Annotated in this window: 47 protein-coding genes and 1 tRNA gene; 3 read left to right on the forward strand and 45 right to left on the reverse strand. The window is 31.5% G+C overall.

The annotated features are described in order from the left end of the window. Positions 1-13: 13 nt before the first annotated feature. From ABF633_RS02860 to ABF633_RS03055, 40 genes are all read right to left on the reverse strand, one after another. Complete coding sequence (locus tag ABF633_RS02860; RefSeq protein WP_415521822.1) at positions 14-346, reverse strand: hypothetical protein; 333 nt, start codon at positions 344-346, stop codon at positions 14-16. Positions 347-365: 19 nt separating this feature from the next. After that, entirely contained in the window at positions 366-824 is a 459-nt protein-coding gene (locus ABF633_RS02865; RefSeq protein ID WP_415521824.1) for a phage tail tube protein, read from the reverse strand. A 10-nt stretch (positions 825-834) separates the two neighbouring features. Continuing rightward, the gene (locus tag ABF633_RS02870) at positions 835-1,224 is read right to left on the reverse strand and encodes a minor capsid protein (protein ID WP_415521826.1); all 390 of its coding nucleotides are present in this window, start codon (positions 1,222-1,224) and stop codon (positions 835-837) included. Then, a complete protein-coding gene (locus ABF633_RS02875; RefSeq protein ID WP_415521828.1) occupies positions 1,224-1,607 on the reverse strand; it encodes a hypothetical protein in 384 nt (127 codons plus the stop codon). Before ABF633_RS02875 ends, ABF633_RS02870 begins: the two co-directional genes overlap by 1 nt. Then, entirely contained in the window at positions 1,607-1,933 is a 327-nt protein-coding gene (locus ABF633_RS02880; protein WP_415521831.1) for a hypothetical protein, read from the reverse strand. The genes ABF633_RS02875 and ABF633_RS02880 overlap by 1 nt, the downstream gene beginning before the upstream one ends. A gap of 9 nt (positions 1,934-1,942) precedes the next feature. After that, entirely contained in the window at positions 1,943-2,302 is a 360-nt protein-coding gene (locus ABF633_RS02885; protein ID WP_415521833.1) for a hypothetical protein, read from the reverse strand. A gap of 2 nt (positions 2,303-2,304) precedes the next feature. After that, positions 2,305-2,592, reverse strand: a complete 288-nt coding sequence (locus tag ABF633_RS02890; protein WP_415521835.1) for a hypothetical protein — start codon at positions 2,590-2,592, stop codon at positions 2,305-2,307. Between the two features lie 12 nt (positions 2,593-2,604). Then, on the reverse strand, positions 2,605-3,561 hold the full coding sequence (locus ABF633_RS02895; protein ID WP_415521837.1) for a major capsid protein: 957 nt from the start codon (positions 3,559-3,561) through the stop codon (positions 2,605-2,607). A gap of 15 nt (positions 3,562-3,576) precedes the next feature. Beyond that, the gene (locus ABF633_RS02900; RefSeq protein WP_415521839.1) at positions 3,577-4,179 is read right to left on the reverse strand and encodes a phage scaffolding protein; all 603 of its coding nucleotides are present in this window, start codon (positions 4,177-4,179) and stop codon (positions 3,577-3,579) included. A 73-nt stretch (positions 4,180-4,252) separates the two neighbouring features. Further along, positions 4,253-4,507: a hypothetical protein gene (locus tag ABF633_RS02905; protein ID WP_415521841.1), complete on the reverse strand. Its 255-nt coding sequence runs from the start codon at positions 4,505-4,507 to the stop codon at positions 4,253-4,255. Positions 4,508-4,570: 63 nt separating this feature from the next. After that, a complete protein-coding gene (locus tag ABF633_RS02910; RefSeq protein WP_415521843.1) occupies positions 4,571-4,762 on the reverse strand; it encodes a hypothetical protein in 192 nt (63 codons plus the stop codon). A gap of 4 nt (positions 4,763-4,766) precedes the next feature. After that, a complete protein-coding gene (locus ABF633_RS02915) occupies positions 4,767-6,398 on the reverse strand; it encodes a phage minor capsid protein (protein WP_415521845.1) in 1,632 nt (543 codons plus the stop codon). 2 nt (positions 6,399-6,400) lie between these two features. Continuing rightward, a complete protein-coding gene (locus ABF633_RS02920) occupies positions 6,401-7,906 on the reverse strand; it encodes a capsid protein (protein WP_415521847.1) in 1,506 nt (501 codons plus the stop codon). A gap of 2 nt (positions 7,907-7,908) precedes the next feature. Further along, entirely contained in the window at positions 7,909-9,300 is a 1,392-nt protein-coding gene (terL, locus tag ABF633_RS02925) for a phage terminase large subunit (protein ID WP_415521849.1), read from the reverse strand. Then, positions 9,293-9,679 (reverse strand): phBC6A51 family helix-turn-helix protein, encoded by a 387-nt coding sequence (locus ABF633_RS02930; protein WP_415521851.1) that lies wholly within the window; start codon positions 9,677-9,679, stop codon positions 9,293-9,295. Before ABF633_RS02930 ends, terL begins: the two co-directional genes overlap by 8 nt. 37 nt (positions 9,680-9,716) lie before the next feature. Next, entirely contained in the window at positions 9,717-10,007 is a 291-nt protein-coding gene (locus ABF633_RS02935) for a hypothetical protein (protein ID WP_415521853.1), read from the reverse strand. Between the two features lie 373 nt (positions 10,008-10,380). Then, positions 10,381-10,908: a hypothetical protein gene (locus ABF633_RS02940; protein ID WP_415521855.1), complete on the reverse strand. Its 528-nt coding sequence runs from the start codon at positions 10,906-10,908 to the stop codon at positions 10,381-10,383. Positions 10,909-10,920: 12 nt separating this feature from the next. Continuing rightward, a complete protein-coding gene (locus ABF633_RS02945) occupies positions 10,921-11,082 on the reverse strand; it encodes a hypothetical protein (protein WP_415521857.1) in 162 nt (53 codons plus the stop codon). 5 nt (positions 11,083-11,087) lie between these two features. Next, on the reverse strand, positions 11,088-11,273 hold the full coding sequence (locus ABF633_RS02950; protein ID WP_415521859.1) for a hypothetical protein: 186 nt from the start codon (positions 11,271-11,273) through the stop codon (positions 11,088-11,090). A gap of 25 nt (positions 11,274-11,298) precedes the next feature. Beyond that, a complete protein-coding gene (locus ABF633_RS02955; RefSeq protein ID WP_415521860.1) occupies positions 11,299-11,454 on the reverse strand; it encodes a hypothetical protein in 156 nt (51 codons plus the stop codon). A gap of 10 nt (positions 11,455-11,464) precedes the next feature. After that, positions 11,465-11,659, reverse strand: coding sequence for a hypothetical protein (locus tag ABF633_RS02960; protein ID WP_415521862.1), 195 nt, complete (start codon positions 11,657-11,659; stop codon positions 11,465-11,467). Between the two features lie 39 nt (positions 11,660-11,698). Further along, positions 11,699-11,848 carry a hypothetical protein gene (locus tag ABF633_RS02965; RefSeq protein ID WP_415521864.1) on the reverse strand — a complete coding sequence of 50 codons (150 nt, stop codon included), beginning with the start codon at positions 11,846-11,848 and terminating at the stop codon, positions 11,699-11,701. Next, complete coding sequence (locus ABF633_RS02970) at positions 11,838-12,350, reverse strand: dUTP diphosphatase (RefSeq protein WP_415521866.1); 513 nt, start codon at positions 12,348-12,350, stop codon at positions 11,838-11,840. Before ABF633_RS02970 ends, ABF633_RS02965 begins: the two co-directional genes overlap by 11 nt. Then, on the reverse strand, positions 12,350-12,940 hold the full coding sequence (locus tag ABF633_RS02975) for a hypothetical protein (RefSeq protein ID WP_415521868.1): 591 nt from the start codon (positions 12,938-12,940) through the stop codon (positions 12,350-12,352). Before ABF633_RS02975 ends, ABF633_RS02970 begins: the two co-directional genes overlap by 1 nt. A 7-nt stretch (positions 12,941-12,947) precedes the next feature. Next, positions 12,948-13,286, reverse strand: coding sequence for a hypothetical protein (locus tag ABF633_RS02980; protein ID WP_415521870.1), 339 nt, complete (start codon positions 13,284-13,286; stop codon positions 12,948-12,950). Then, positions 13,287-13,451 carry a hypothetical protein gene (locus ABF633_RS02985; protein ID WP_415521872.1) on the reverse strand — a complete coding sequence of 55 codons (165 nt, stop codon included), beginning with the start codon at positions 13,449-13,451 and terminating at the stop codon, positions 13,287-13,289. 1 nt (position 13,452) lies between these two features. Next, positions 13,453-13,869 (reverse strand): hypothetical protein, encoded by a 417-nt coding sequence (locus ABF633_RS02990; RefSeq protein ID WP_415521874.1) that lies wholly within the window; start codon positions 13,867-13,869, stop codon positions 13,453-13,455. Continuing rightward, a complete protein-coding gene (locus ABF633_RS02995; protein ID WP_415521876.1) occupies positions 13,857-14,273 on the reverse strand; it encodes a DUF1064 domain-containing protein in 417 nt (138 codons plus the stop codon). The genes ABF633_RS02990 and ABF633_RS02995 overlap by 13 nt, the downstream gene beginning before the upstream one ends. Further along, entirely contained in the window at positions 14,270-14,974 is a 705-nt protein-coding gene (locus ABF633_RS03000; RefSeq protein ID WP_415521878.1) for a hypothetical protein, read from the reverse strand. The genes ABF633_RS02995 and ABF633_RS03000 overlap by 4 nt, the downstream gene beginning before the upstream one ends. Further along, a complete protein-coding gene (locus ABF633_RS03005) occupies positions 14,940-15,320 on the reverse strand; it encodes a hypothetical protein (RefSeq protein WP_415521880.1) in 381 nt (126 codons plus the stop codon). Before ABF633_RS03005 ends, ABF633_RS03000 begins: the two co-directional genes overlap by 35 nt. A gap of 119 nt (positions 15,321-15,439) precedes the next feature. Then, positions 15,440-16,324 (reverse strand): radical SAM protein, encoded by an 885-nt coding sequence (locus ABF633_RS03010; protein WP_415521882.1) that lies wholly within the window; start codon positions 16,322-16,324, stop codon positions 15,440-15,442. A 212-nt stretch (positions 16,325-16,536) separates the two neighbouring features. Next, complete coding sequence (locus ABF633_RS03015) at positions 16,537-16,692, reverse strand: hypothetical protein (protein ID WP_415521884.1); 156 nt, start codon at positions 16,690-16,692, stop codon at positions 16,537-16,539. 11 nt (positions 16,693-16,703) lie between these two features. Continuing rightward, a complete protein-coding gene (locus ABF633_RS03020) occupies positions 16,704-17,558 on the reverse strand; it encodes a phage replisome organizer N-terminal domain-containing protein (protein ID WP_415521886.1) in 855 nt (284 codons plus the stop codon). Positions 17,559-17,567: 9 nt separating this feature from the next. After that, entirely contained in the window at positions 17,568-18,206 is a 639-nt protein-coding gene (locus ABF633_RS03025) for an ERF family protein (protein ID WP_415521887.1), read from the reverse strand. Between the two features lie 135 nt (positions 18,207-18,341). Beyond that, positions 18,342-18,872: a host-nuclease inhibitor Gam family protein gene (locus ABF633_RS03030; protein WP_415521889.1), complete on the reverse strand. Its 531-nt coding sequence runs from the start codon at positions 18,870-18,872 to the stop codon at positions 18,342-18,344. Continuing rightward, positions 18,872-19,111 (reverse strand): hypothetical protein, encoded by a 240-nt coding sequence (locus ABF633_RS03035; protein WP_415521891.1) that lies wholly within the window; start codon positions 19,109-19,111, stop codon positions 18,872-18,874. Before ABF633_RS03035 ends, ABF633_RS03030 begins: the two co-directional genes overlap by 1 nt. Positions 19,112-19,308: 197 nt before the next feature. Beyond that, a complete protein-coding gene (locus ABF633_RS03040; RefSeq protein ID WP_415521893.1) occupies positions 19,309-19,860 on the reverse strand; it encodes a sigma-70 family RNA polymerase sigma factor in 552 nt (183 codons plus the stop codon). A gap of 27 nt (positions 19,861-19,887) precedes the next feature. Continuing rightward, positions 19,888-20,040, reverse strand: coding sequence for a DUF6906 family protein (locus ABF633_RS03045; RefSeq protein ID WP_415521895.1), 153 nt, complete (start codon positions 20,038-20,040; stop codon positions 19,888-19,890). Between the two features lie 10 nt (positions 20,041-20,050). Continuing rightward, positions 20,051-20,455: a hypothetical protein gene (locus tag ABF633_RS03050; protein WP_415521897.1), complete on the reverse strand. Its 405-nt coding sequence runs from the start codon at positions 20,453-20,455 to the stop codon at positions 20,051-20,053. After that, entirely contained in the window at positions 20,436-21,380 is a 945-nt protein-coding gene (locus tag ABF633_RS03055; protein WP_415521899.1) for a ParB/RepB/Spo0J family partition protein, read from the reverse strand. Before ABF633_RS03055 ends, ABF633_RS03050 begins: the two co-directional genes overlap by 20 nt. 85 nt (positions 21,381-21,465) lie before the next feature. Between ABF633_RS03055 and ABF633_RS03060 the strand changes: the two genes are divergently transcribed. Then, entirely contained in the window at positions 21,466-21,735 is a 270-nt protein-coding gene (locus ABF633_RS03060) for a hypothetical protein (protein ID WP_415521901.1), read from the forward strand. On the opposite strand, the gene ABF633_RS03065 is transcribed toward ABF633_RS03060, so the two are convergent. The 3 genes from ABF633_RS03065 to ABF633_RS03075 form a co-directional block, all read right to left on the reverse strand. Further along, positions 21,732-21,980, reverse strand: a complete 249-nt coding sequence (locus tag ABF633_RS03065; protein WP_415521903.1) for a hypothetical protein — start codon at positions 21,978-21,980, stop codon at positions 21,732-21,734. The two genes, ABF633_RS03060 and ABF633_RS03065, sit on opposite strands and share 4 nt — an antisense overlap. A 237-nt stretch (positions 21,981-22,217) precedes the next feature. Next, positions 22,218-22,475 carry a DNA-binding protein gene (locus ABF633_RS03070; RefSeq protein WP_415521905.1) on the reverse strand — a complete coding sequence of 86 codons (258 nt, stop codon included), beginning with the start codon at positions 22,473-22,475 and terminating at the stop codon, positions 22,218-22,220. Next, entirely contained in the window at positions 22,469-22,687 is a 219-nt protein-coding gene (locus ABF633_RS03075; protein ID WP_415521907.1) for a helix-turn-helix domain-containing protein, read from the reverse strand. The genes ABF633_RS03070 and ABF633_RS03075 overlap by 7 nt, the downstream gene beginning before the upstream one ends. A gap of 190 nt (positions 22,688-22,877) precedes the next feature. On the opposite strand from ABF633_RS03075, the gene ABF633_RS03080 reads away from it, so the two are divergent. Further along, complete coding sequence (locus ABF633_RS03080) at positions 22,878-23,216, forward strand: helix-turn-helix domain-containing protein (protein WP_415521908.1); 339 nt, start codon at positions 22,878-22,880, stop codon at positions 23,214-23,216. A 61-nt stretch (positions 23,217-23,277) separates the two neighbouring features. Then, complete coding sequence (locus tag ABF633_RS03085; protein ID WP_415521909.1) at positions 23,278-24,522, forward strand: tyrosine-type recombinase/integrase; 1,245 nt, start codon at positions 23,278-23,280, stop codon at positions 24,520-24,522. 125 nt (positions 24,523-24,647) lie between these two features. On the opposite strand, the gene ABF633_RS03090 is transcribed toward ABF633_RS03085, so the two are convergent. Both ABF633_RS03090 and ABF633_RS03095 read right to left on the reverse strand, forming a co-directional pair. Further along, positions 24,648-24,722, reverse strand: a tRNA-Trp gene (locus ABF633_RS03090). Positions 24,723-24,827: 105 nt separating this feature from the next. Then, positions 24,828-25,208: a zinc ribbon domain-containing protein gene (locus ABF633_RS03095; RefSeq protein ID WP_415521911.1), complete on the reverse strand. Its 381-nt coding sequence runs from the start codon at positions 25,206-25,208 to the stop codon at positions 24,828-24,830. Positions 25,209-25,408 lie beyond the last annotated feature (200 nt).

Here is a 25,408-nt window from a genome sequence, read left to right on the forward strand (position 1 = left end):
TCGTACCACTCTGTTACTTTTTTTTATTCTTTTCTTCCTCAGCTACTTTCTCTATTTCCTCTAACTCTGATCCATTTAGTGCCGCCATTATAACATTAACAATTGCTTCGTAACTGGACATATTAAGCTCAAGACTTTCTATATATTCAAAAGCTTTTTCTCCCAATGCTACTTTAATTGTTTTATCAAGTTTTTCAAAACTATCTAAGGATTCATCTTTGTACAAACTGTTTATTTCTAATCCTACAGCTTTATGAGTATTTATCTTAAACTCATGATCTGCATCAATTTTCACTGTTGATTTTGTATTATCCATTCGATTGGATATATCATAAAATTTTCCCATTTATATTATCTCCCCTCTATTATGGTCCTACTGGTGCTGCTGTATATGTTGGTTTACCATCACATTTTGCGTCAAATTCAAGTCCTGATGCACTCGCACTATCACCACCACCTGGATTAGTTACATCAATAATGCAAGGAAATTCTAATTTACTTCCGTCTGGGAAGTCTATTTCAAACTTAGAGCTGCAATCAAGACCATCTTTCCACGCTACCCCAGCAATATAGTCATTACCGGGGTCGCCCACACTTCTTTTTCCTTTTAAAGTTATTGTTAGATCTTTAGATGTCATTAGATGTCTAGCCCATCCCCCTGCATCCAAAGGATTCCAATCTTCTGTTTTACCGGATATCTTAAATGTTAGAGTTTCCATGTCTTTAATACCGACCATGTCAGCTTCTGCGCTTGCAAGACCATTTTTTCCAACTTTAAATCCTATCCCATAGACGGGATATACTCCACTCGTAACTGTTGCCATTATTCATTACCTACCTTTCATAAATTATTGTTGTTTCTATTACAAATTCATAAATACCATTATCATCTGTTCCTACTCCTATAGGCTCTGGGGTTCTCATATCAAACATAATAACTCTCTTGCCTGCTATCACATCACTTTGACCAAAGAGTACGTCATATACTGCCTGTGCCTTTTGCTCTGCCGGAGTAGTTTGATTGCCCCAATGGATTAGTATTGATATAGATTTTTTAGCATAAGATGTATTATCTAGCCCACCTACAGCTATGTTAGGCTTTCCACCTGGTATAGAGTAGATTCCTATACATTGGTCTACACTTCCATCTATCTTACTTACATACCAATTAGGGCAATCTGTTATTTTAGTTTTAAGCCAGTCTTTTATTTCACTTAATAACATTATCCAACCAGCCCCTTACTTAATTGTTTAAAGAATTTCATGTAAGTATCTTTTATAAAATCTTTTTTATCCCCATCAATATAAGCCTGCATCCATTTACCCTGGGCATTTGCATTTTTATCATGCCTAAAATTATATTCGGGGTGCCAGTACAGCCTACGTGCGTATGGTGTATCAAATACTATAGATACTATCATATCTCTTAGTCTTGATGTGTCTACATAGCCACTAGTTTCAAGTGGATTATTTCGTTTTGGTACTACTGCACTTGTTTTTATATCACTTAAAACAGCATCCATAGTCATTTCTAGTGCCTGTTGCTGTGCTTTTTCCAAGGTACCTATAGCAGAATTATTAAGCTTTATTTTTATTCTAGCTTTCATTACATCAAATCCAATTCAGTAGAAAAGACTGTGCCATCAGGATTCTTTGGTCTTGAAGATCTAAATATATCCCTCTTAACCTCACCTATCTGGACACAGCCCTCTATTATTTTCCCCGGATTAATGTCACCTGGTACTATTACTTTACCTGAAAGAGTTACAAGCTTTCTATCTTTATCCAAGGTTTGCCTTGTTTTTTCCTCATAGAAAGCTTTATCATCAAATAAAATAGTTTCCTCAGGCCCACCATCTTCACCAGTTTTAGTTTGAAATATCTTAAGGTCAGTATTTAATATCCACTTTGGAAATGGTAATTTACCTTTCATATAACCACCTCACAATATCCTGCAGGTTAATCCTGTTTGCTGAAGATAATGCACTACACTATTAGGTGTCTTTACTCCATTAGTGCTATTACCAAAACTTACATTAACACTTCCAGCGCTGTAGCTATCTACAGGTAAGTCCATATAATCTCCATATTGATAATTAAATTCAGCTTGAATACATACAGCTTTCTTGATTTTATCCTGCTGAAATGGTGTAAGATTATCAAAATCTAATCCTATAATTCTGTTATAAGTTAGGGAGTTTATATCATCACTGGCAAGCTCTAATTTATTATCAAGCTCACCATCTGGGATAAGAATACCTTTGTAAGTGTTCTTATAATAATCTGAATCTACATAAGCCATAACTATTTACCCTCAGGATCAGGAGTTGAATCCTTTATCTTTTTTAAAATATCATCCTTCTTAGTTAATCCAGTAAGCTCTATTCCTTTACCTTCTGCATAAGCTTTTAATTCATCTACTGTCATATCATCTACACTCTTTACATCATCTTTTATTTCTTCAACTTCATATTTATGATCTTTAAACCAAGGAATTAATTCCTTTCTACCAGTTAAACCAACACCATTACTAAAAGCTACACTAGCAGAAACACCAGTGTAGTCTTTATTAGGTGAACTTATCTTAAACATAAATCATCCCTCCTACTGTACTTTTATTTTACGCATTACTCCAGCACTCTTTGTAGCCTTTAATGCTACTGCTGCAACCATTTCAACTTCACCAGTTTTTACAGCTCCACTTGTAGTGAAATCAGGAAGCCAAGTATTTACAGGTGATTGACCAGCCATTGAAACACCATGGAATCCATCTAATCCAAGTCTCGCAACATAAAGTGAGGTTTCACCAGTTGTACCATCTGTAGAAACAACATTGGTATTTGATCCTGCTTTAGCTCCAAAATCAACTAATGGGATATTATTATAAGATTCTATTTGTGAACCAAAATCATTTTTAGTTACCTGATACATACCTGCTCTTCTTGCACATGCTCTTATCTTGGCAATTAGCTTTAAGTTACCGCCAATAAAACTTGGTGCTCCATCAAGCCCCATTAAGAATTCATCTAATTCATCAATGAAAACCTCATAGTTTGTATCAATTGCGGCAGATGTAGATAAATCAAGTGTAGCTGCTGGAGTGTATTCAGTACTAGAACCCGCTAAAGCTTTTTCTAATCCATCAAAGGCTTTGGCATCTACAGCACTATCTCCATTTATTACAGTATCATTAAACAGTGCTTGAGCTGCTTTAATCTTCTGCTGCATTTGTAATGTAACTTCATTTATAATTCCACCCATACCAGCTATAATTCTATCTAATTGAAAACTTCCACCAAATACCTTTAAATCACATGAAGCTCTTTCTTTAGTAACTTCTTGTGGAGTATATTCGGTGTTTACATCTCTGAATTGGGCTGTTGGCTGGGTTAATAATCTTGTATATGAATAAGTTAATGTTGCTCCGCCACCTGTAGGTGATATTGCATCATCAAAAGTAAGAGCATTAAGTAAGAAATTTGACTTTCTAAACTCATCAATAACACCCATTTGTAAATCATCTTGTACGTTTTTACTTGCTTCTGCTAATGTTATAGGCATAATTCATCATCCTTTCTATTTTTGTGTATTTGCCATATTTTGAAAATGTGCTGCTACAGCTCCAAATAAATTGGTTGGTTTTGAAGTTTCTGTTTTACTTTTACCATCTCCACCAACATGAAAGCCTGGTAATGGATCTGTATTTGTTTTTGTTGTATCTTCCTGCTTAAATAAGAAAGCCTTAGATTCTTTCAATCCATTAAGCTGTTCATCAAGTCCAGTAACCTTGCCATCATCACCTAAAATAAGCTTTGATTTATCTATAAGTCCTGAAACTATATCCTCATCCTGGACCTTACCAGCTATGGATAACTTAATAGCGCTACTTAATTGTAAGTCCTTAAATTGTTCCTGGTATTTTGTTTCTTTCTCTTGATTCTCAGTCTGTAAATTATCTATCTGATTTTTAAGCTCTTCATTATCCCCAGCAGACTTCTTAAGATTTTCAAGTTGAGTAGCATTTTCCTTTACGGTGGTTTTGAGGTTCTTATTTTCCTCTGAAACAGTATCAAACTTTTGTTTTTCAACATAAGCCTTCAATTCCTCCTGTGAAGCTTCTGCCGCCTTTTTAGCCTGTTCCTCTGTAAGCCCTAGTGCTATAAATTGTTCTTTATTCACTTATGAATCAATCCTTTCATATAAATTTAAACAGTTTATAGTCTTATTCAGGACAAAATAAAAAGCCTTATTACTAAGACTCTACAAGTTCATAAGTTTTCTCAAATACATCAGGTTTACATGGATAAAACTCTCCGTTTACACCCTTTATGATGTAATCTCCTATATTTGCTGTCATATCTCCCTCGAGCGTCTGGATTATAACTTTTTCTTTATCTGCACGAACCCAGTCTTTAGATCCTTTGCAGAAATCCACTATACTCCTACAGTTTTCACCCGTAAATTGTACTGCTTCTATTACAACTGGTTTTTTTCTATATTTAGCCATTTATCTCACCCCTTATTTTCAGACATAATAAAAGCACCTACTATCTTTACTTAGTAAGTGCTTTTATATTACTTCTATAGACTCTATTTCATTTTCATACAACTCATAACTCAATTTGTCTGTTTCTAATCCTATGCTATCAATTTCGGGTTCATTATCTAATGCTTGCGTAAAGTCTGTGCATTTACCTTCAAATACTTTACCACTTAAACATCTCACCCTTATTCTTTTACCTACATACTCCCATAAATTCATTTAATCACTCCCTTATCATAGGCACTATATGAACACCTTTTTTAGAATAATGTAGTTTAAACCTATTCGTTGTTGATTCTACTTTTGTAATGTTATTAACATTAACTCCTATGTCTTTATTTACCGTTATAATTTCTTTTTTATCCCACTTACCATTTTGGTTTAGTCTTATAGTTCCTTTACCAGCATATTTGTTTACAAGTTCCTGCACTTCTTTTTCAGGGATAGTCAAATAACTTCTACCTTCTATATAATTATTATGGCCAAGAATGTGTTTACCTTGCTTACCATGTTCAATATTTAATGGCTGCTTACCTGACTTAATTAAATCTCTTATTTCTTTTATCTTAGCATTTTCAGTATTAGTTTTCAATGTTTCCCTATTTACTTTTACATCTTTATTACTTATTCCTGGTCCAGGTTTTTCCCTTGAATAATCCCTTCTAAGCTGAGGATTATCCTTTAAGTGCTGTCTTAGCTTATCCTGTAATTCTTTAACCTTATCACTAGCCATCTGCACATTCTTATCGTCTAACGAACCAGCTTCACGTCTTTTCCATCTTCTTATTTCTCTTTCAATGGCTCTCTGCTGCTGTTCTGCCTTATAATTAGCATTAATTACATCATCCTTAGGTACCTTTGGCAGTTTTGTTATACCTGGGAAGTAAGTTGCTAATGTATGTCTACAGTTAGGGTGCAAAAGTCCTGCTTTCATAGCTTCACTAAGTAATGGATAATCACCATCTGCCTTAGTTCCATTACTGAATACATCATCAATTAAGATTTTTCCCTGCCAAGGTACACATAACTTACAGGTATTTGCATGAGCTGACACAACAACTAAATGCAAGCCCCATTCATCACGCTTTTTCCCTTCTCCTAGGAAGGTTGCCCTTTGGCTTGCTGTTCTAAGAGCCATTTCAGCATATGATGCAATATTTACCCTCTTACCATCTTTATACACTATTGAGTTAATACCTTTGTCTAAGAAGTCCTTAGTGGCCATATCTATAGCCTGGTTTAAACTTGTAGCTCCACTCTGCATATATACTTGTGTCTTAAATATTGTCTGCCTGTATACATCATCCATTTTTCTTAAAACTGAATGCTGAGCTACATTGATATCATGCTGTACTGAATCTGTAAGAGCTTTAAGCTTTTTGTCATTCATCCCAAAGAAATTATTTTCCTGTGGTGGTGGATTGTTCTTAGGATTATTTATTACCCTTGATACAATATCCTTTAACTTTTCCATACCTTGTGGGCTTGTATTCTTTGAAATATCTGTAGGAAACTCAATTACAGCTTCTTTCTTAATATACTTAACTAACCAACTCTTTATTTGATTTATAAGCTTTATTACTCTATTTTCCCCAGCTTTAAAGCTTTCCTGCAATACTGAATCTATAGCATTTTGTATAGGCTCACTGTACTTATCAACCAATTCTCTGTTTGCTTTTCTAAACTTCTCAATATTTCTAAGCTTTGACAGCTGCCACTGTTCCCACTGAAATCCTTCTTTTAATTCTTCATTCTTATGCCTATAGAAATTCCTTTTCAGTGAAGCAATAAGGTCCAATTCCATTCGTTGAAATATCTCTCTAAGGTCATAAGGACTTTTAATTTCATCAGCCATAACTATTCACCCGCAGGTGGAACTATATCTTCAGGTGGAGGATCAGCACCATTTACCGCTGGTGGATCTACGGTTGTTAATCCCTGCTCTTCTTTCAACCTTTGTACTTCAAGGGCCTTGTCTTCATCTGTCCAAGTATCTCCATACAACTCTTCAACACACTGCTCTATGGACATAATTCCATTCAATTTAGCTTTACCTACAGTATCAACTACAGTATCAAAGGAAGGTGAAGCATATTCACCAAAGTTAATTGTAGCTTCATATTCTCCTGGAGCTTTGCTATGAAGTAAATCATTAACCTGTAATGCTATTGAAACTACATTAGGAATAACCTCTGTTAATACATCAATTATTTTTCCCCTGGTGTATAATGTGGTCTTTTCCTTTTCTCTTTGTGCTTCAGCATTATCTGTCTTTTTTAAATCAATACCAAGGGTTGCAGGACTTATTATACCTTGCAAGCACATATCCAAGTTACTGGCATAGGTCTCAACAAAAGCACTGTAATTTATTTCAGCTTGAACTACATCCATCTTATCAATTGCATTTTCGCTTAAAACAGTTTTTCTTGAAATGAATTGATTATCAAAAGGATTAGGTTCCAAAACTTCACCTGTAGAAGGATTTATAGGAAGCAGCTCCTTAGGGATATATTTCTGTACTCTTCCAGCTCTAATAGCATCTACCCACTGGCTTATAGTTTCATCCAGTGCATCAAAGGAATCACTCTTACTGTCAAATATTGACTTACCTCTACCATCAAACTTTTGACTTTTAAAGAACATCATAGGCACCGCCATAATAAAGTTTCCATCAAAGGTTGTGTCTTTTAATTCTGCCGTCTCTTCCACAGTATTAATAGGTACTTCTTTGCCACTATCATCATACAGTAAATACTTTATATATCCCTTACCAAAAGTTTCTTGTAGAGTATAATTCCTATTCTCTTTGGCATAACTAGTATAAAATATTATCTCCTGAATCCTGCCACGCTTTACTGTGTAATCTACTCTTTCACCACCATAATAATCGATAATAGGATATATTGTTATATCGGTATCTACAGTTATCTTGAAAGCTCCATCACCGGTTACAAGAGTTTCAACTATAGCCTCACCAATAACTTTATTAAAATTATTATTGGCGCTTATTTCTTCAAATAGGGTATTTAATTCATCTGAACCAACATCTATGCCCTCAATATCTGCTACGATAATATCTCCTAGTCTTTCTACTATCATAGCTGGAATTCCTGAATGTATCTTTCTTATATTTAATTTATTGCTAGGTACTGCACTCCAAAACCTTGATTGGCTAACTAAATCTCTTGCAGACTGTTTAAAAAATTGGTCCAGCTCTGATGGATCACCGCGGTACCATATTCTGTTTTTAAGCACATTCCCTTGAAAACTTAAAGGCTCTATTATATTTATTGTTTTATCAGGTGCAGGTCTTATATTTAATAGTTTCATTACTTTTGTTGCCATATTCTTTAACCACCCCATTCTTAACCTCCTAACATAATCATTGTTTCCGCTACTCCTGTAGTTGCATCTGGAGCATCATCATGTTTGTTGTCTCCTTCTCTTTGGTAAGTTGTCATAGCCTTATAATAATCAGGCCATCTGTCTCGCCAATTCACAGGATAATAAATATGGTCCATTACCCAGGTACTGTGTGAAAGTATTCTTGCATTTTTATTCTTGGATTGATGAAACCATTTAACACTGGTTCTAAAGTTCTTAAAGATTTCCTCCATTATTCTTATAACAGCCCTTGCAAAACCACTACCACCGTTATTACCTTCTACCCTACTCCTATTTACTTCATGCTTTGTAAGAGCTTCAGCAACTGCCTTCTCAGTAACACTCATAGGATTTTTAGTATATATAACATCAAGTACATAGGCTTCATGATTATATGCACCCCATATAATATTGCATAGATAGTCAGCTCCTTCATCTGCTGTATCTGTGTAGCTGAATATTTCAGTAAATAAAGGGTTGCCACTATGATCCTTAGGTATTTCAATATAGGTTTTAAAATCCTCGTACAATTTACCTTTTAGATCTATAGGTATCTGCTGATAGTTTGCACTGGCAATATCCTCACCCATAGCCCTTATTTTTGACTTATAAGTTCTAAGTGATAATATTTCATTGCAAAGCATAGTTCCATCATCTTGAAGGGCTTTCATGCTTATATGCTTTATTTTCTTACCTTCTTCAATGAAGTGTTCTAATGCTCTTCCTGCTAAATCTCCAGTGGCCCATCTAGTCATAATAATTATTATTTTGCCACCTTCTTCAAGCCTTGAAAGCATAGTATTAGTAAACCAATCCCAGTGCTTTTCTAAGGTGTTTTCATTGTTGGCTTCCTCAGAGTTTTTAATTAAGTCATCTATAATCATTAAAGAACAACCAAACCCTGTTGCAGTACCTGTAGGTGAAGTAGCAAGGTAATTGTTGTAACCATCTTCTAAAGACCACAGATTCATAGCTCCATCACCTTTTTTAATATTTACACCTGGGAATATATCTGAATAAACTATTTTATCCTTATCAGCTTTTCCCTCAGATATACCATTCCTAACAGCCTTTGAGAATGATGTTGATAGAGTTTCATTATATGATCCTGTCATTACCTTTTCATTTTGGTTATTACCAAATACCCATTCCACAAAGTTTGAAGCTGTTCTTGACTTTCCATGTCTAGGTGGAAGGTTTAATACGAGCACTTCATCATCAGATTCATAAAACTTCTGCATATCATTGCATAACCCTATAAGATATTTTCTATCTCTCTTATAGAAGTCAGGAGCCATTAAATTGCAAAAAGAAAAGAACTCACGTCTTGCGAGTTCTAACTTTGCACCTAAGGCTATTTCCTTTTTATCCATCATCATCACCAAGAGCTGCTAGTTTCTTAAGCTCTTCTGTAGACAAATCTTTATATGGATTATTTACTGTTACATTTCCGCTATGTTCTACCTTATCAATAGGTTTTAATCCAGTTCTATCAAGAATATCTTTAGCAGCATAATACCTTACCATTTCACTTCTGGCCTTTAAAAGCTTAGTCATGGTTTTAGCTGCATCCTTGGAAGCATAATCAATACTTTCCTTTAAACATCTATCATATTCATTTTTAAATTCTACATCTCTTTTCCATTTAGAAATGCTTTGTTCAGACACTTTAATTTCTTCTGCAATTTCCTTCTGTTTTAAATCAGTCTCAACCATTAATTTTATGCACTTTAGCTGCTTTTTAGATAGCATGATTACACCTCCCTTTTATTAAACTAAATTAAACTTTTTAATATTGTTCTATCTGTTCTAATATCTTAATTTCTCTTTTAGTTAGACTAATGTCTTTTTCTAACTGGTCAAATTGTTTACCTAATTCTAAAATTTCTTTAGTATTTTCTTCAAAACTCGGACTACTGCCAGTTGTTCCATAAGCAACTCTGTCTTCAATTTTTAGTCTAATCGTTTTTTCTATTAAATCAGTTTTTTGCTTTTCTATTTGCAATATTTTGTTCTCTTTTTCTTTTATTAATTCATTAGCTACTTTTTTTGTTATTTCATCTTCATTTTCTATATACATAAATATCACCTCCTTTTGCCTTATATTTCTACAAAAGAAGATAATACCCTTCATAATTTATTAAAATATTTTCTATTTCTTAACTTTTTTATATAAATCTTTAAATATATGTTTTTCTAGGAATTCACTTAGCCACATTGCTTTTTTCTTAGCCATGATACTCAACTCCTTATGTATAATAAAAAAGCACCCAGTAATTAAACTAGATGCTTTTTTATACAAGATATTTTATTTTTATTGTTACCATTCTTTACTATAGCGATTGATTAATTGTAATCCCCACTACGCTTAAATCATTTGCCCTTAGTAATTTTTGGTACAATACTATATTAACATGGATTTATAGGAAAAATAATTCATCTTTAATGCAAATTTAATGCACGATTTTTGTCCATGCTTCCCAATTAGCTATATTATCTACTAGCCTTTGCCTTTTTCTTGTCACTTTGCTTTGTGACATATTTAAATTAAGTCCTACCTCCCAGTCTGGTAACTCTTTATCATATTTAGATTTTAAGAATTCAATATCTTCTTTTCTAAGTAACTTTATATTTTCCTCAATAATTATATTATCAGCTTCTATATTTCTTATTTCTTCTTCTATCTCTGATATCTCATCAAACTTCCTTGATTCTTCTTTTATTAACCTATCTGTTATCCTTAATGCTGTTCTTTCTGCATAGCTTTCACCTGTGGAGCTTGTTTGTACTCTTTCCTCAAATGTCATACTTTTAGATTCTTCTGGAATGGATATATCGGTATGCTTTAATTTATACTCTATTTGATCTATATGTTTATTTAGCAAGGTTATTTTTTGCTTTAAGCTATTTATCTTTTTATCCTTTTTAAAGTAGTTATAAAGCTTCTTTTCTGTCTTTCTAAAGGTTTCTTTATCTATCACTTATATCACAACCTATTTACCATAATTTTTTATTATATTCTCTACAGCAACAATCAATTGATCTCTATTCATTTTTGTATAGCCTTTTACCTTATTCTTTTTACATGCATATCTAAGTTGAGTTATATTCCATTCTTTAACACTGGGCATATGGATTATTATAGGTTCTTCCATATTATTCACTCTCCTTTCACATTCTCTGTTAAACTAACACTTGCAATATCTCCGTTATCTGCTACAAAAGAAACCATTACTCCATCCTTTAAGTGCTGACATTCAACTTTCAACCCTTTATTTAAAGCTTGTTTGATTAAATCACTCAATTTAATTTTGTAATAAACAGGATCATCTGTTCTCAATGCCATTTTAATTCCTCCCATCTCTTTTAAATTATCCTATAATAGAGCAATCATCTTTATCCACACTCTTAAACTCCTTACCTACTTTAACTATATAAGTTATACTTGTTTGATCTACTACTGTATATCTTTCTCCTGGTTTATACCAGCTATCTTTATTTTTAGTTTTCATTATCATTAATTTCATGAAGAATCACCTATTTTAAAAGTTTATCTTTGGCTTTTTCAAGTAATTTGATAAGACTTTCTATTCCTTTTTCTGACTTTGGAATTGCTACATAATTTTCTGAATCCTCATCATTATCTATATCCTCAATTATTAGCCAGTTATAATTATCTTCTGAAGATGATATTTTTAATTCTAGTTCATCATCACTAACAATATTTGTCACAAGTACTTCACCACAATAATTCTCAATTTTTTCTCGTAATTAATCATTTTCTTTCCCTCCAAACATACTAATCTGACCTTCTTCCAACTCTGCTATCCTTTTCTTCAAGTCCTTCTGGTGCTTTTTAGATATACTGTACTTTAGAGAGAGTTTTAATCTCTCTAAAGTAGTTAATTCCTTAATATCCATTGTTTTGACGCTCATAGTTCACCTTGTTTTTAGCTAAATAAGCCTGTTCCATTTCTTCAAAAGTTAAATCTAGATATATACCTACACTTAAGGTATTTGAAATTACATTTTTAAGGTTAGATACTTGACTAAATGCTAATTCAAATGCAGACATTCTCATTGCTTCTTTAGCATTTAAATCATATCCAACCAATATTTTTTTAACATCTTCAATTATGGTAATTAAGTCTTCATAACCATATTTTTTAGCTTGATGTAATTCATTCTCTAAACTAAGGGCAAAAGAAAGGCAATCTGCAAATTCTTCTAGTAGCTTATCTCTGTTTATATCCTTATGTTTCTTCCAGTGCTTAAAGCCTTTCCACTCATTAGCCAATTCACCCAGTTCTACCAATAGAGCTAGTTTTATATTCTCTAAAGGATATTCCTTAATTCCTGCATTATCTAATATAGTTTTATCTAATTCCTTTTGCATATCTAAAAGCTTTTTTAAATCTAACATTATTCCTGTACCTCCCAAGCCTTCTCTTTTATCATTTCGCCAATTTGTTCATTTGATAAATTCGATAGGTCATATATTGCTTCTTCCAATGTATCGTAATTATCCCATGATTTATATTTGAATTTTGCACCTGTCTTTATAGCTTCAATAAAAGTCATATATTCTTTTTTTATTTCAATCCATATTCCTTCAAATAGTGCTAAATCAAAATAATTTAAATCCATTTTCATGCCTTTATTATTTCTTAGAATAAAATGTTCAATTTCATTGCTAGCTATAGTATTAATAAGAAAATCATTTCCATATCCACTACCCTTAACAAGTTTAAATGTTTTATGATGATCTTTTTTAAGTTCTACAAGTATTTCACTTGTTGAATATAATAATGGATTTTTGGTAAGCATTTTATTTGTAAATATATACTTACTGTTGTCAATATCTAATTTATAGCCATCATCAACAACCTTTTTTATAACTGCTTTTTGTCCTACATAATTGCTCATTTCTGTGACAAAATAATAATCTTCATATATCTCGCCTGCCATTAAGTCTTTCTTAATATAAACTTCATCTCCGACTTTATATTTCATAATAAAATCACTCCCCTATATTGCTATATACTCTCAATAAACTTTGAAGGGCATTAGTTTCTACCTGTATAGAATTTAACTTATCTCTACATGCCTTATATTCAAATTCTGCTAAGTTTCGGTCAAATAGTTCTTTTGATAGATTCCCTCGGGCTACATCACTTATCAATGAAACAGGGATTTTTGCATCCCTAAGTTTCATTATTTCTATACTAAGAGCTTTTCTATATTTACTTTCTTCTTCTGCATATTTCTTAGCATGGTCAGCTAATAAATCAGCTCCTTTGTCTAGCCTTTTATTGTTATTCCAGATTGCTTGTGCTATGTCTGTTGTTTCTACTGCCATTTAATTTACCTCTCTTGTGTAAAAATCTGCTATAGGGCCATCTTCATAATTTGATTCGTCACATTCATGACCACAATGATAACAAGGACAGAAATCCGCTGTACAACCAATATCATTGCTATCATATGGACATATATGGCAATAACTATAAATACAATCTTCCATGTTATTCACCTTCTTCATCAAAAATGCCTATTTGTGGATTAGTTACTGGAACTTCTACAAATTCACCATTATTATTTTTCTTAAGCTCTTTTTCTCCGTAATATTCGCCTTTGGTTTTACCAACCTTCTTAAGAGTAGTAGTTATATCATTTTTAAAATGCAATGCTTTGTATTTATACTCCTTGACAACATCTTCTCCTATTTCATTAACTGCTGGAAACTCTTTAATATAGCTTGGAACAGATAAAGTGAATTTTAAAGATATATCTCCACTTGCAAATTCTCCATCATAAACCTTTTTAATTACTTCCACTATCTGCTCATTTAATTCACCAAGTACATTAGCAAATATTGGGCTATTTATATCTACACCCAAAACTCTCTTTGATAAGTCTACTTTTTCACTTAATTCTTGCATTTCTTATTCTCCCTTCGCTTTTTCTGTAATTCCTTATAATCTATCCAACCATTAATACCGTATTTTAATGACCTTGCTATCCATTTAAAATTTAAATCTTGATGTAACGATTTTAATAATTTATATTTTAGCAACCCATCATGAGTGGCAAATCCTTTAATATCTATATACTCTATTGTTCCATCAAGGTTATATACTGTAAAATCAAGCGTATACGTAGCTTCACGTTCAGTCTTATCCTTATATTTAAACTTTGGGATAATTACAAATTTAGGTTGTAACTCAAAATTTAATATATCGCCTTTGGCTTTTCGCATTTTAAGATATTTATAGTATTCAGCTTCATCTTTAGAATCAAAGCATATTCCATCTACTGTTATTTTTTTTGAATTGTATTTACTCATATATCTTTCCTCCTAAGACTTGGACTAAATTCTCCAAAATATTCTTGCTCTCCATTCATTCTAGCTAGTATAGCTTCTTCTTTTGTTTCGTAATATCCCAGACTTATTTCCTTGCCATCCGTATATATTCTTGCTCTCCATCTTTTTTCTCTTTTTGCATATTGAACTCCCGCAATTCCAGAACTTGAAGTAGATGGAGTTTTGCAATTTCTAGCATTTTCAGAGTAGTTGCAATCTCGTAAATTTGTTTTTCTATTATCCAACCTATTACCATTTTTGTGGTCAGTTATTTTATTTGCAGGCGTGTTGTTTATAAGTCTATGCATTTGTATCATCTTAATTTTGTTTACACTTTCAGTAAATTCAGTTATCGCATATCCGTTATTATTAACTCTCCATGTATAATCTTTGATTTTATTAAAATCTTCTGAATCAATGATTATTTCTTCGCCTTTAGTTGTTATAACTATTGTGGTATCTCCTTTAGCCACATACTTATTTAATTTTCTTTTTCTCTTAGGTCTGTTATGCATTTTCTTTAACCATTCTGGATTATTTTTTCTCCATTCATATGCACATTTAATTGAACAAAATAAATGTTTAGATTCTTTATTGACCTTTTTATCCACTTTTTTACCACAATTTTCACAAATAATAATCATATTATTACCAAACCCCTTTGCATTTTCCCATACACACATGTATAATATCCTCACGTTTATATAGTCCTACATGAGAAGTCATTAACTTACATAATGATTTGCACGCTCCATAGCTGATTTTAAGCTTGTCTTTTATTTCAGTAGTGGTATATGTCTCCTTATTAAATAATTCTTCTAATTTAGCCTTTACACGCAATTTTAGCTTTAGATTTAATTCTTTATTGAAGTGTGCTCCTGCTCTATGATCTCTATGATGATATCCACATAGATAAGCATGATTAAAATAACATTTATCTAGTGGCTTACATTCTGACTTGAATACAATATGGTGGTCTTCTGCATAACTTGTACCGCATATTTCGCAGAAATGTATTTCTTTATTCACTTTATCACCTACTTATTTATTACACTAATACACTTAAAGTATAACTATAGGTGTATTAGTGTTTAGTTCTTAATATATTTGTAGTCTGAACTAATCACTCTGGCCCATGCACTATATCCTTAACCTAGTTTACTGTCATAGTCCTCAAATTTTTGGCAAGACATAAATATAATTTTATTATTAACCCATCTTTGTAGGTATCTTATTTTCTGTGGTGCTTTCCACTTGTTATAAATCATAATGTATGGATCGTAGCCAAGTTCTTTAAGTTTATATATTCTATATAGGTCATACTCAAAAGTAGTATCAAAATTAGTTAACATATAAACTCCTAGCTTCCTTCGGTTAAATCCTGTCAGTTCCTTAAACTGCTTTAATTTTTCAACTATAATTTTTTCATCTTTTTCTTTATCCCAAGCAAAATGTAGCATTTTAATTTTCATCTGTTTTATTTTCTCTATATTTTCAGGACCTGTTAGCCTAATATCAAATCCCTGTGTTATATCTATCCATGCTTTACTATTTATAAGCTGATCCAACAATTCTAAATGTTCTTTAGCTGCTAATAAGTTAGGATCTAATAGTTTAATTTCCTTTTGACCATTCCAAAACTCTTTTAAATCAGCTACTTTATGACTGCATGTACCTTCTTTTTTACCCACTATACAAAAGTCGCAGTTTCTAGGGCAACCTCTTGTAAGGAACCCATAAGCAGTGTCTTTTATTCCATATAAACTATAGTCAGGATATATATGTTCTATTTCATCTGCTAGTTTATTCCCTAATCCATAGCCTGTACCGCCTTTAATTATTTCATCAGCATTGATGCAAGTATCAAAGTCTTTTGTAAAGGTAAATACCTTACTCATATAGACTCTGTCATAGTGCATTAGAGGAAAGAACATTTCAACTTCATCACCTTGTTTCTTATGCCAAGCTGATATTTTCATTAATGCTAAGTTGGGGAAGTTATGACCATCAACATCAAGAATCCCTATTTTCATATTTTCACCTACCTTTGATGTGTACTATTTTCATATTCCGATTATTTTCCCTAAGCTATATCCAACTACTAGACTTAATATAGCCACTATAATTTTTATTGCCTTTTCTTTATTCATATAAATTCCTCCATCTTTTAACCATCCAACAAGTCTTTCTAATACTCTTGCCTTCTCTTACTAACCGCTCTACTTCTTCTATCCAAAAGCTTAAATTAAACATTTTTATTCTCATGCTCCTTAATTATTTCAATTACACTATTTTGACTTATTCTAGCTGCTAACATGATATCTCTATAAGATTTACCTTGCTTTCTTAAATTCAATACTTCCTTTATCTTTTTATCTGTTACTATTCTCCTTTTCCCCAATATACTCACTCCTATTTTTTACCTTCTTTATCCCATCCTAATAATTTTTTTTCAAGATCGTCATAGTCATATTCTCGTTGCTCATAGTTATTGAAAGTAGTTACCTTATGGTCTGGCTTTTTATTAGAGTTACTAAAGTTCTTTTCCCTCTTTATCCAGTTTCTTATAGCTAGGTTATAGTTTTTATATGTCTTTCCATGGAGTTCTATATATTCATCCATCTTAGTTATGAATTCTTTTATTAACTTTTCATTAAAGTCCTCAATAAGCTTTTCATATTCCTTAGTAGTTAGGAGAATATGTTTATATTCTCCATATTTATGTTTAAGTTCTTTCTTAGATTTAGTTTTTGGAGTAGGTTTTTCTTTATCTAACTCTATATCTTTATCTAATTCTATATCTATATCTATATCTTTATCTATATCTCCGTTAACAATTGTGTTACTCGGTAACTCTTGTAACTTTTCATCAGTTACAGCATTGTTACAATGTAACGCTTTTTGTCTTGCTCTATATCTTCTTACACGTTCAGCAGAACTAGTTTCACCTAATATATTTGATTCAACTTGATTTAAGATATATTCATCACTTGTGCATTGTTCCATTAATCCATGATTCAATAAATAGCTTATTGTTAAACTTACATTTTCTACAGCTTCATCAAGTCTTAATGCAATTTCACTTGTAAAGTCTGTGTCTATACCTTCATAGTATAATTTTCCACCATACTTTAAACTCTCTAAAATCATTTTTAAATATATTATTGTATGTGTATCACCACCAGCTATTCTACGGAGCTTTTTTATTTCTAAAGAGTTAAAAAATCCATCTTCTAATTTGAAAAAATAGTATTTCTTTTCTGCCACATTATCACCCTATTTCTTTAAACTCTCATAGCCTTGGCATATATGGTCATACTGCTCTTTAGTAAGCTTGGCTACCTCTGTCACCCCATACCTAGCTAATATTTCTGCCTTTACTTTATCTGCTGTTTTTCCTATAGATCTTGCTATTGCAAATAATCTTTTAACTTGTGCTTCACTTAAATCTTTATTACCTAATTTACCCTTACCTCGACCAGTTGTATCGTTTTTATCGGGATCTGCTTCATCTGTAGGAGCTTGAAAAAACTTTAAGATAAAATACCTCTCTGAATAAGTTAAACCACTTCCATAAGCCTTAGAAATATCATCTTGCTGTCCATAAAGTTTCCAAGGCACCCTGTATTTTTCCTCTGGATTGTCTGCATTTATCCATTCATAAGACATATTGCCCTTAACTATATGGTCAGTAACTTCCTTTCCCTTACTGTTTATATAGGTGAAAGTGTCGTTAACAATTTCCTCCATGCTAGGCACTAATAAAAGATTTAATTCATCCATTTTATCTCTTATCTTTGCTATAGCTTGGCTCCCACTAACATATTTATAACCATATCCCTCTGTATCTTTGCTAAAATTAACAACTTCTTGTCTGATTTGTATTAATTTTTGAAATAAATTCAATGCAGCCATTAGAATATTCCCTCCAATAAATCATAGATTTTCTTGCTTATCTCCCAGTAACCAGCCTTTTTAAATGTGCTTATTACATTTTTATTTTTAGTGGCATATTTATTAAGATTACGTGTATTTAAGAAATATCTCATGCTATTCAGCCTTTACGGTTATGCTTTCTTCTGTAGTAATTTCAATACCAGGAAGCAATTCACCAGTTTCTTTATTTACCCCATCTTTGTATTTTTTCTTAAGGTCTGTTTTAATTACTTCTTCCTTAGTCCTTACTAAACTTGAATCATTCTCTTTCAGATACTTAAGAAGTGATTCTTCATCCTGATAATTCCACTTAGTAGCTTTTCTACTGCTTACTTTTCCGTATGGTGTGGAAAGTTTAGCCTTTGGATCTTCTTCTCTTAATTTCATAAAATAAGCTGAAAGTAAGGATTTGAAATAGTCAATAGAGTTCTCTGCAACTTCATTCTCTTTTTTCTCCCAAGTGTCAATTCTTAATCTCTCTTTATCTGCAAGTCTTTTAGTTTCCTCAATCTGTGCATTTAAAGCTGTAATCTTTCTAAAGCACCAGTTAGCACTATCCACGTCAGTAACCTTGAAATTTGTAATTTGTTCTTCCATAACCTCATTTATTTCATTTATCTCATTTTCTAATAAAGCATTTAACATTATTCTTCGACCTCACTTTCTTCTTCAGCAACCTCATAGCCATTAGTATTAATTTGTAATCCTTCACTACCTAAAAACTCAATATTTATTTCAACCTTCACTGGATAATCTCTATAATTTTGTAAATCACTAGGTAAATTTTTTTGAATTAATTTATCAATTTCCTCCCCATCGAATTTAACTCCATATGAATTTTTTTCTAATAAACAATTTTCTGATACTATACTTAACTTTTTCATTTCTATTCCTCCATTTGACTTTTTACCTATCCTAATATAGAATAGGAATATCGTTTATTTTGTATGGCTACTTTCTTAGTAGCTCTTTTTTATTTACTCATAGCGTCTATAACAGCCCATACTACACTCATAAAACATATTCCACTAATCAAGCCCCAAATATAGGCTATATTCTCTCTACGCTCCATATCTAACACCTAACTTACATATTGCTTTAATTGAGTAAGAGCTTCTTTTTCCCATCTTGCAATTGATGTAGGAGTTACACCAAACATTCTGGCAACTTCCACCTTATTTTTTTCTTTAAAGTATATAAGCGTTATAACCTTTTGGTATCTCTCTGACAGTTTACTTACTGCTGTTCTTATTAAAACCACATTGAATAAATCTGTATCATCTACCTTTGTATCTGCCATGATTTCTGAATATGAATATTTCTTCTTATGGTCATTACTCTTTGCATCTAAGCTTAATAATGGAAGTTTATTATTTACTCTTTCTTCTCTTGTATAAGGGTAAAACTTATCTCTTGATACAAACTTAAATAAATCATGGTGTATGCAATTATAAGCATAGGTGCTGAATTGGTTGCCTGTTGTTTCATCAAAATTCTTAGCTGCATTTACTAAAGATAAATAACACTGCTGTAATATATCCTCAAAGGAATATTTATCTTTTAGTTTAAATGACTTATACAGTTTGCCTGCTTGACTTTTTGCTAGTCCTATATGTTCTCTAGGATCTATCATTTCTTTCACCTTCCTTTATAACTTTGTCTAATACCTAATTTCAATTTCTACTCCTGTTTCTATATTCACAAAGCTAAGACATTCTGCTGTTCTTTTAGTCCTTAAGTATTTCTCTGGATCATATCCCTGATCTTCTAACAGTATCTTTTCTCTTAAGATTAATCTTTTACCATGTTTCAATTAATTCACCTCACTTTACAATATCTTTAATGGATATTTGACCTTCTAGTTTCCTTTGCTGCTTATATACTTTAATTTGAGATATTTTAAGACCTTGAATGTTATCGGCAAGCTTTTTATTTATAGCCTTTAAATCTTCAATATTCTTAGACAAACCTATATTCACATATTTTGAATCTGATTTTTTGCGAACCACAAAGCAATCTCTAATACCTTTATCATCTTTAAAGCTTGTCATTAACCTATTAGCTATAGTTTTTTCATAAGATAGTACCAATTTGTTCTTGTCTATTTCACTTTTAAGATAAGGTCTTATTATTTTTAAGATATCTTCTTGCGTTATTTCACCGCCTAAAGCTTCCATTTTTCTATTGATTATTTCCTTGACCTTCTTATCAAATAGTCTTTTTCCCATCCCCTTGCACCTCCTTAAGGAATTTTTGAATTTTCAAAAGTTTAGGTATTGTTGATTCAATTGTCCTTATATATTCCTCAATATCAATTTCATTAGTAAGTAGTACTTTCCACTGATTGAGTGTTTTGTCATCTGACTTTATAAAGTAACATTCATGAAAGAAGTTTCTATATTTCTTTGAAATTTCTCCAGCAGTGTCAACATAATCACAAAACTCTTTGAAATCTTCCGGTTCTTCTATAGGCTTTTCATCTTCTTTTATTTCTCTAACCTTAGATAGTGATGTAACATTAGGCGGCAGATTTTCATCAATTATTTTCTTGGCCCCAGATACCGATTTATTTAGCACCTTACTTAAGTTTTCAGCCTTTTCAATTTCTCCTTTAACTTTGTATTCATCAATTTTTGTAACTACCTTTTTAGCTACTTCTAAGGTTTTACCGCTGCCTATTCCTACTTTCTTAGCTACTATATCTCTTGTTTGACCGCTCTCAACCTGTGTAGGAAAATTTTCCTTAACTGCTTTTGCGGTATTATTATTTTGGGTAGCTAGTCTTCTTTTCTCTGCTTTTTCTTTTTCTATGGCTTCCCATATTTCAGCTTCTCTAACTTTCTGCTCTGTGGTCTTTTCTCTATACATATTTTCTAGTAGTAATATTTCTAGTTCTTCCTGCTTGTCCTTAAACTGTTTAATTACTATAGGTACTGTTTTATAACCTAAACTAAAACATGCCTTCAATCGTCTATGACCGCTTATAACAACATAATCAGAATTAGTATATAATGGTTTTACATATCCACTCTTTTTAATTTTTTCTGCTAATTCTTCAATATCATCTTCTCCATATATTTCAGAGTTCTTAGGATGCGTTTTTAAAGCATTAATATCAATTTTTACTGCTTCTTCATAACTAAAGTCTTGCAATTCATAACCTCCCTTACATATTTTTCTAAAGGTTTTTACATTATTTTGTAGAATTCATATCACCATGAAAGTGAGGTGATAATTTATGGTATATAATATTTCTTATGATTTATCTAACCCTGGGCAAAAATATGAAAAACTTCATAAATTGATAGTGGAAGTGTCTAATAATAGATGGTCACACGCATTAGATTCAACTTACATTGTTCAATCTAATAAAACATCTAAGCAGATTCATGATCATTTATCTGCTGCATTAGACGCAAACGACAATATATTTATTTGTGAAATTAAAGAAAATTACGCTGGTGTATTGGATAAAGATCATTGGCCTTATATCGAAAATTTATTTTAATCTGGTCTCTTGCATGAACCACCAATGCATATTCCATTTGATGTACTAGAAATAAATTTTGGAGCTTGCTCTTGAACTTGCCCTTCAGGAGCAGCTTCTTCTGGTATACTTATTACATCTTCTACTAATTTAATCTGACTATCTGTAATAACCACTGTGCAGTGTGGATTATAATTATTTTTAAGGTACTCTACCACTGGCTTACATAATTCTTCTAATGATTCTATTGATTTATCTTTACTCATTTATTACACCTTCCCTTTACTTTTAGACTTCTTACACTTGTAAGAATTAAGCTTTCTAGCTTATCTACCTTCTTTTAACCAAGATGCTATTAATCTTTCTATCACTTTGTCTAGCAATTTACCTGTGATTTCATTTTTAGTTGTAAACATTTTTCTCACCTTCCTTTTACTTAGCCATTGCGGCACTATAGATATGTGTTTTACGCTTAGAATAGCTTGGACAAATTTTGAAATGAGTTATATGGTTAAGTTCTCAACATATTTTTTGAGTTGTGCTAAAGAGAATTTTAACTTTTCATTTTCTCTAATTAATTCTTCATATTTTTCTTTAGAAATATAATTATCATTTTTTATAAATTTATCTAGTTCAATATCAGAAATTTTAAAATGTCCTCTATTAGTTCTTACTGTTTTCAATTCACCATCTTTACACATTTCTAAAACTTGGTTGTAAGATAGTCCTGTTTTATTGGCAAAATTTCTTGGAGTTAGCATTTTTCATACACCTCTTCGTCTATAGCCTTGTATATATCATCTACAGAACAAGCATATATTTTACTCATTCTTTTAATCAGATATCTTCCTGGATGCCTATCTCCTCTCTCTATTTTATTAAGGAAGCTATAACTTATTTTTAATTTTTCTGCGGCTTCTTCTGACTGCAAACCAGTTTTAATTCTTAGATTTCTTATTTGACTTTGTATCATCTTGTTTCCCTCCCTTTAAATACATAATAGCACAATATGTGCTATTTATATAGTTGTAAATTAGCACATATTGTGCTATGAGCACTTATGGCATTAAATTAAATCGCACATAATGTGCTATTATTATGATTACTTAATTTATCGTTGACTTTCGCACATATTGTGCTAAAATAATATTGAGGTGTGTTAAATGTATGGAAAAATAATTAAAAAACTTAGGAAAGAAAATAAATTAACCCAAGAACAATTAGCAAAGCTTATTAATTTTAAGAGCGGTTCTGCTATTGGAATGATTGAACGAGAAGATAGAGAATTGAATCTAGATACATTAAATAAATTAAGTGAAATTTTTAATGTATCTATTGATTACATATTAGGGAAAACAGTTGAAAAGTTCCCAAATGAAATTGATGGGATAACAGAAGACCTTCAAATTTTAATAAAATCTAAATTAGATAAGCTTCCTAAAGATAAAAAAGAGAAAGCTATAAAAGATATGATGAAAATACTAAATGATGCTGAAAAGTAAATAGTAAAACAACACCTATAATAAATAGGTTGTTTTAAATACATTATAAAGAAGGAATTTTATGAAAGGAACTGTGAGGAAATATATCCATAAAGATGGAACAGTAACTTGGGGTTACTTAGTCTATATGGGTGTAGATGAGAATGACAAGAAAAAATATAAAAGAAAGCGAGGTTTTAAAAAACAAAAAGAATGTGAAGCTGCACTGGCCAAATTTATTACTGAAATTGAAAAAGGTACTGCTGTAAACAATGATAAAATGACAGTTAAAGATTACTTGGAATATTGGCTTGAAACTTATCCTAAAAATAATTGTCAACCAGCAACATATAAAAGATATGAATTCTTTTGTAGGGATATCGTTTGCGGTTTAGGTAATTATAGGCTCACAAAGCTTAATCCTTTGTTAATTCAAAAGTTTTATGAAGATTTAAAAAATGGTACTATAAAAGAGCAATTAAAAAAGCAAAAATTATCTGAATTACAGGCTACTTATGATAAGGCATTAAAAAATTCCAAAGAAGCTAAGGCTTTAAAGGATAAGTTAAATAAACTTAAAGAACAGCCAATACAAGGCGTATCTAATAATACTATAATCAAAACACATAGAATGTTTCACCTCGCATTAAAACACGCTCAAAAATGGCAGCTTATCTTTGTTAATCCATGTGATTTAGCTACACCACCTACAAGCGATCCTATTGAAATGAAATACTGGGAACCTGACGACATTAGTATGTATTTAGACATTTTAAAAGATGATTTTTTATACCCAATTATATATTTAGCTGCTCATACAGGATTACGTGAGGGTGAACTTTGCGCTCTTAAATGGGAAGATTTTGATATAATAGAAAAAACACTTACAGTTAACAAAACATTACAAAGAATAAATAGTGTGCTAAAACCAAAGATAACTAAAACTAAAAAATCAACAAGGATAGTTACCCTATTTGATAGCACTGCCAAATTTTTAAAAGCATTAAAGAATAAAGATAAAGCTCTTAAGTTAGAAACAGGACTTGAATTAAATTATATTTTCCACTGGGAAGATGGTAGACCAATAGATCCTAACTATGTTTCTAAAAAATTTCCTTTTATATTATCTGACTATAAAATACCTCAAATTAGATTTCATGATCTAAGACATACTCATGCCACTTTATTAAGAAAATTAAAAGTTGATGCTAAAGTAATAAGTGAGAGATTAGGTCATGCTGATGTAGCTTTTACCTTAAAAACATATACACATGTAAATACAGAAATGCAAAGAGAAGAAGTTGCTAAGGCAGAAGATTTTTTATAAAAAAATAGTGATTTTATTATGTGTTTTTAATTAGACAACCAAAAGACAACCAAAACACTAAAATCACTGAATAAATTTTTATTATGTAAAAGCCTGTGAACCGTTGAATTCACAGGCTTTATAAATGGCAGGGGTAGTAGGATTTGAACCTACAACCAATGGTTTTGGAGACCACTACTCTACCGTTGAGCCATACCCCTTTGATATATCAGTGATTACAGCAATTTTAACTATTTCTGCCGTAATGGTTACTGACATTAGATATTATAATACATAAATTTTATAAAGTCAATAAGATAATCCTTCTATTTTAACTTTGTACCACAATATGGGCAAAATTCAAAGCTTTCATCTACTTCTTTTCCACATCTATGACATACAAGTTTTCCACATTGTGAATTATCTTCTACTATATTAATATTCAGATTTGACAATATAGAGTTATTTCCATTTGCTAAATCTTCCCCATCTTGTCTTGATAATTCGAATAAACTTCCGCAGCATTTTGAAATTAAATAATATTTTTCTCCCCATCTAAAAATAGGAATAAAAAATAATTGAAAATAATTATAAGTTTTTACGAGTTTATAGGAAGTCATTCTTCCACAGGATTTGCAAATCATATTATTTATAGTTCTTATATCCACATCTTTAGTTCCCATTCCAAATATACCTATAAAAAACATAAAAAAACCTCCATCAACATATAAGTCTCTTGTTGTATCTATAAGATTTATCTACTATATTTATTAACAAATCTTATTTAATAAAAATTTGTATTTCAATTAAGCTTAAATGAATTATCCAAAGACGTGTTGCTCTTATCTTCAGTTTTGAAGCAAGTTCTTAATTCAGGTGGGGATTCTTTTACCCCATCTGAATTTTA

The organism is Clostridium sp. (genome assembly GCF_047718555.1).
In the GTDB taxonomy this organism is placed as follows: domain Bacteria; phylum Bacillota; class Clostridia; order Clostridiales; family Clostridiaceae; genus Clostridium_I.

Bases quoted from the DNA above. Each gene is read 5' to 3' on its own strand.
- ABF633_RS03070 (WP_415521905.1), bottom strand. From the start codon at position 22,475: ATGCTAACTCCAAGAAATTTTGCCAATAAAACAGGACTATCTTACAAC.
- ABF633_RS02965 (WP_415521864.1), bottom strand. From the start codon at position 11,848: ATGGATATTAAGGAATTAACTACTTTAGAGAGATTAAAACTCTCTCTA.
- ABF633_RS02980 (WP_415521870.1), bottom strand. From the start codon at position 13,286: ATGGCAGTAGAAACAACAGACATAGCACAAGCAATCTGGAATAACAAT.
- ABF633_RS03040 (WP_415521893.1), bottom strand. From the start codon at position 19,860: ATGATAGATCCTAGAGAACATATAGGACTAGCAAAAAGTCAAGCAGGC.
- ABF633_RS02890 (WP_415521835.1), bottom strand. From the start codon at position 2,592: ATGTTTAAGATAAGTTCACCTAATAAAGACTACACTGGTGTTTCTGCT.
- ABF633_RS02880 (WP_415521831.1), bottom strand. From the start codon at position 1,933: ATGAAAGGTAAATTACCATTTCCAAAGTGGATATTAAATACTGACCTT.
- ABF633_RS02885 (WP_415521833.1), bottom strand. From the start codon at position 2,302: ATGGCTTATGTAGATTCAGATTATTATAAGAACACTTACAAAGGTATT.
- ABF633_RS03065 (WP_415521903.1), bottom strand. From the start codon at position 21,980: ATGAGTAAAGATAAATCAATAGAATCATTAGAAGAATTATGTAAGCCA.
- ABF633_RS02875 (WP_415521828.1), bottom strand. From the start codon at position 1,607: ATGAAAGCTAGAATAAAAATAAAGCTTAATAATTCTGCTATAGGTACC.
- ABF633_RS02915 (WP_415521845.1), bottom strand. From the start codon at position 6,398: ATGGCTGATGAAATTAAAAGTCCTTATGACCTTAGAGAGATATTTCAA.
- ABF633_RS02935 (WP_415521853.1), bottom strand. From the start codon at position 10,007: ATGTATATAGAAAATGAAGATGAAATAACAAAAAAAGTAGCTAATGAA.
- ABF633_RS03075 (WP_415521907.1), bottom strand. From the start codon at position 22,687: ATGATACAAAGTCAAATAAGAAATCTAAGAATTAAAACTGGTTTGCAG.
- ABF633_RS03080 (WP_415521908.1), top strand. From the start codon at position 22,878: ATGTATGGAAAAATAATTAAAAAACTTAGGAAAGAAAATAAATTAACC.
- ABF633_RS02995 (WP_415521876.1), bottom strand. From the start codon at position 14,273: ATGAGTAAATACAATTCAAAAAAAATAACAGTAGATGGAATATGCTTT.
- ABF633_RS02910 (WP_415521843.1), bottom strand. From the start codon at position 4,762: ATGAATTTATGGGAGTATGTAGGTAAAAGAATAAGGGTGAGATGTTTA.
- ABF633_RS03030 (WP_415521889.1), bottom strand. From the start codon at position 18,872: ATGTTAAATGCTTTATTAGAAAATGAGATAAATGAAATAAATGAGGTT.
- ABF633_RS02860 (WP_415521822.1), bottom strand. From the start codon at position 346: ATGGGAAAATTTTATGATATATCCAATCGAATGGATAATACAAAATCA.
- terL (WP_415521849.1), bottom strand. From the start codon at position 9,300: ATGGATAAAAAGGAAATAGCCTTAGGTGCAAAGTTAGAACTCGCAAGA.
- ABF633_RS03000 (WP_415521878.1), bottom strand. From the start codon at position 14,974: ATGTGTGTATGGGAAAATGCAAAGGGGTTTGGTAATAATATGATTATT.
- ABF633_RS02895 (WP_415521837.1), bottom strand. From the start codon at position 3,561: ATGCCTATAACATTAGCAGAAGCAAGTAAAAACGTACAAGATGATTTA.
- ABF633_RS02990 (WP_415521874.1), bottom strand. From the start codon at position 13,869: ATGCAAGAATTAAGTGAAAAAGTAGACTTATCAAAGAGAGTTTTGGGT.
- ABF633_RS03095 (WP_415521911.1), bottom strand. From the start codon at position 25,208: ATGTTTTTTATAGGTATATTTGGAATGGGAACTAAAGATGTGGATATA.
- ABF633_RS03085 (WP_415521909.1), top strand. From the start codon at position 23,278: ATGAAAGGAACTGTGAGGAAATATATCCATAAAGATGGAACAGTAACT.
- ABF633_RS02985 (WP_415521872.1), bottom strand. From the start codon at position 13,451: ATGGAAGATTGTATTTATAGTTATTGCCATATATGTCCATATGATAGC.
- ABF633_RS02945 (WP_415521857.1), bottom strand. From the start codon at position 11,082: ATGGAAGAACCTATAATAATCCATATGCCCAGTGTTAAAGAATGGAAT.
- ABF633_RS03060 (WP_415521901.1), top strand. From the start codon at position 21,466: ATGGTATATAATATTTCTTATGATTTATCTAACCCTGGGCAAAAATAT.
- ABF633_RS03035 (WP_415521891.1), bottom strand. From the start codon at position 19,111: ATGAAAAAGTTAAGTATAGTATCAGAAAATTGTTTATTAGAAAAAAAT.
- ABF633_RS02955 (WP_415521860.1), bottom strand. From the start codon at position 11,454: ATGAAATTAATGATAATGAAAACTAAAAATAAAGATAGCTGGTATAAA.
- ABF633_RS03010 (WP_415521882.1), bottom strand. From the start codon at position 16,324: ATGAAAATAGGGATTCTTGATGTTGATGGTCATAACTTCCCCAACTTA.
- ABF633_RS02970 (WP_415521866.1), bottom strand. From the start codon at position 12,350: ATGTTAGATTTAAAAAAGCTTTTAGATATGCAAAAGGAATTAGATAAA.
- ABF633_RS03025 (WP_415521887.1), bottom strand. From the start codon at position 18,206: ATGGCTGCATTGAATTTATTTCAAAAATTAATACAAATCAGACAAGAA.
- ABF633_RS02920 (WP_415521847.1), bottom strand. From the start codon at position 7,906: ATGGGGTGGTTAAAGAATATGGCAACAAAAGTAATGAAACTATTAAAT.
- ABF633_RS02975 (WP_415521868.1), bottom strand. From the start codon at position 12,940: ATGAAATATAAAGTCGGAGATGAAGTTTATATTAAGAAAGACTTAATG.
- ABF633_RS03050 (WP_415521897.1), bottom strand. From the start codon at position 20,455: ATGGGAAAAAGACTATTTGATAAGAAGGTCAAGGAAATAATCAATAGA.
- ABF633_RS02950 (WP_415521859.1), bottom strand. From the start codon at position 11,273: ATGGCATTGAGAACAGATGATCCTGTTTATTACAAAATTAAATTGAGT.
- ABF633_RS02870 (WP_415521826.1), bottom strand. From the start codon at position 1,224: ATGTTATTAAGTGAAATAAAAGACTGGCTTAAAACTAAAATAACAGAT.
- ABF633_RS02865 (WP_415521824.1), bottom strand. From the start codon at position 824: ATGGCAACAGTTACGAGTGGAGTATATCCCGTCTATGGGATAGGATTT.
- ABF633_RS02905 (WP_415521841.1), bottom strand. From the start codon at position 4,507: ATGGCTAAATATAGAAAAAAACCAGTTGTAATAGAAGCAGTACAATTT.
- ABF633_RS02930 (WP_415521851.1), bottom strand. From the start codon at position 9,679: ATGCTATCTAAAAAGCAGCTAAAGTGCATAAAATTAATGGTTGAGACT.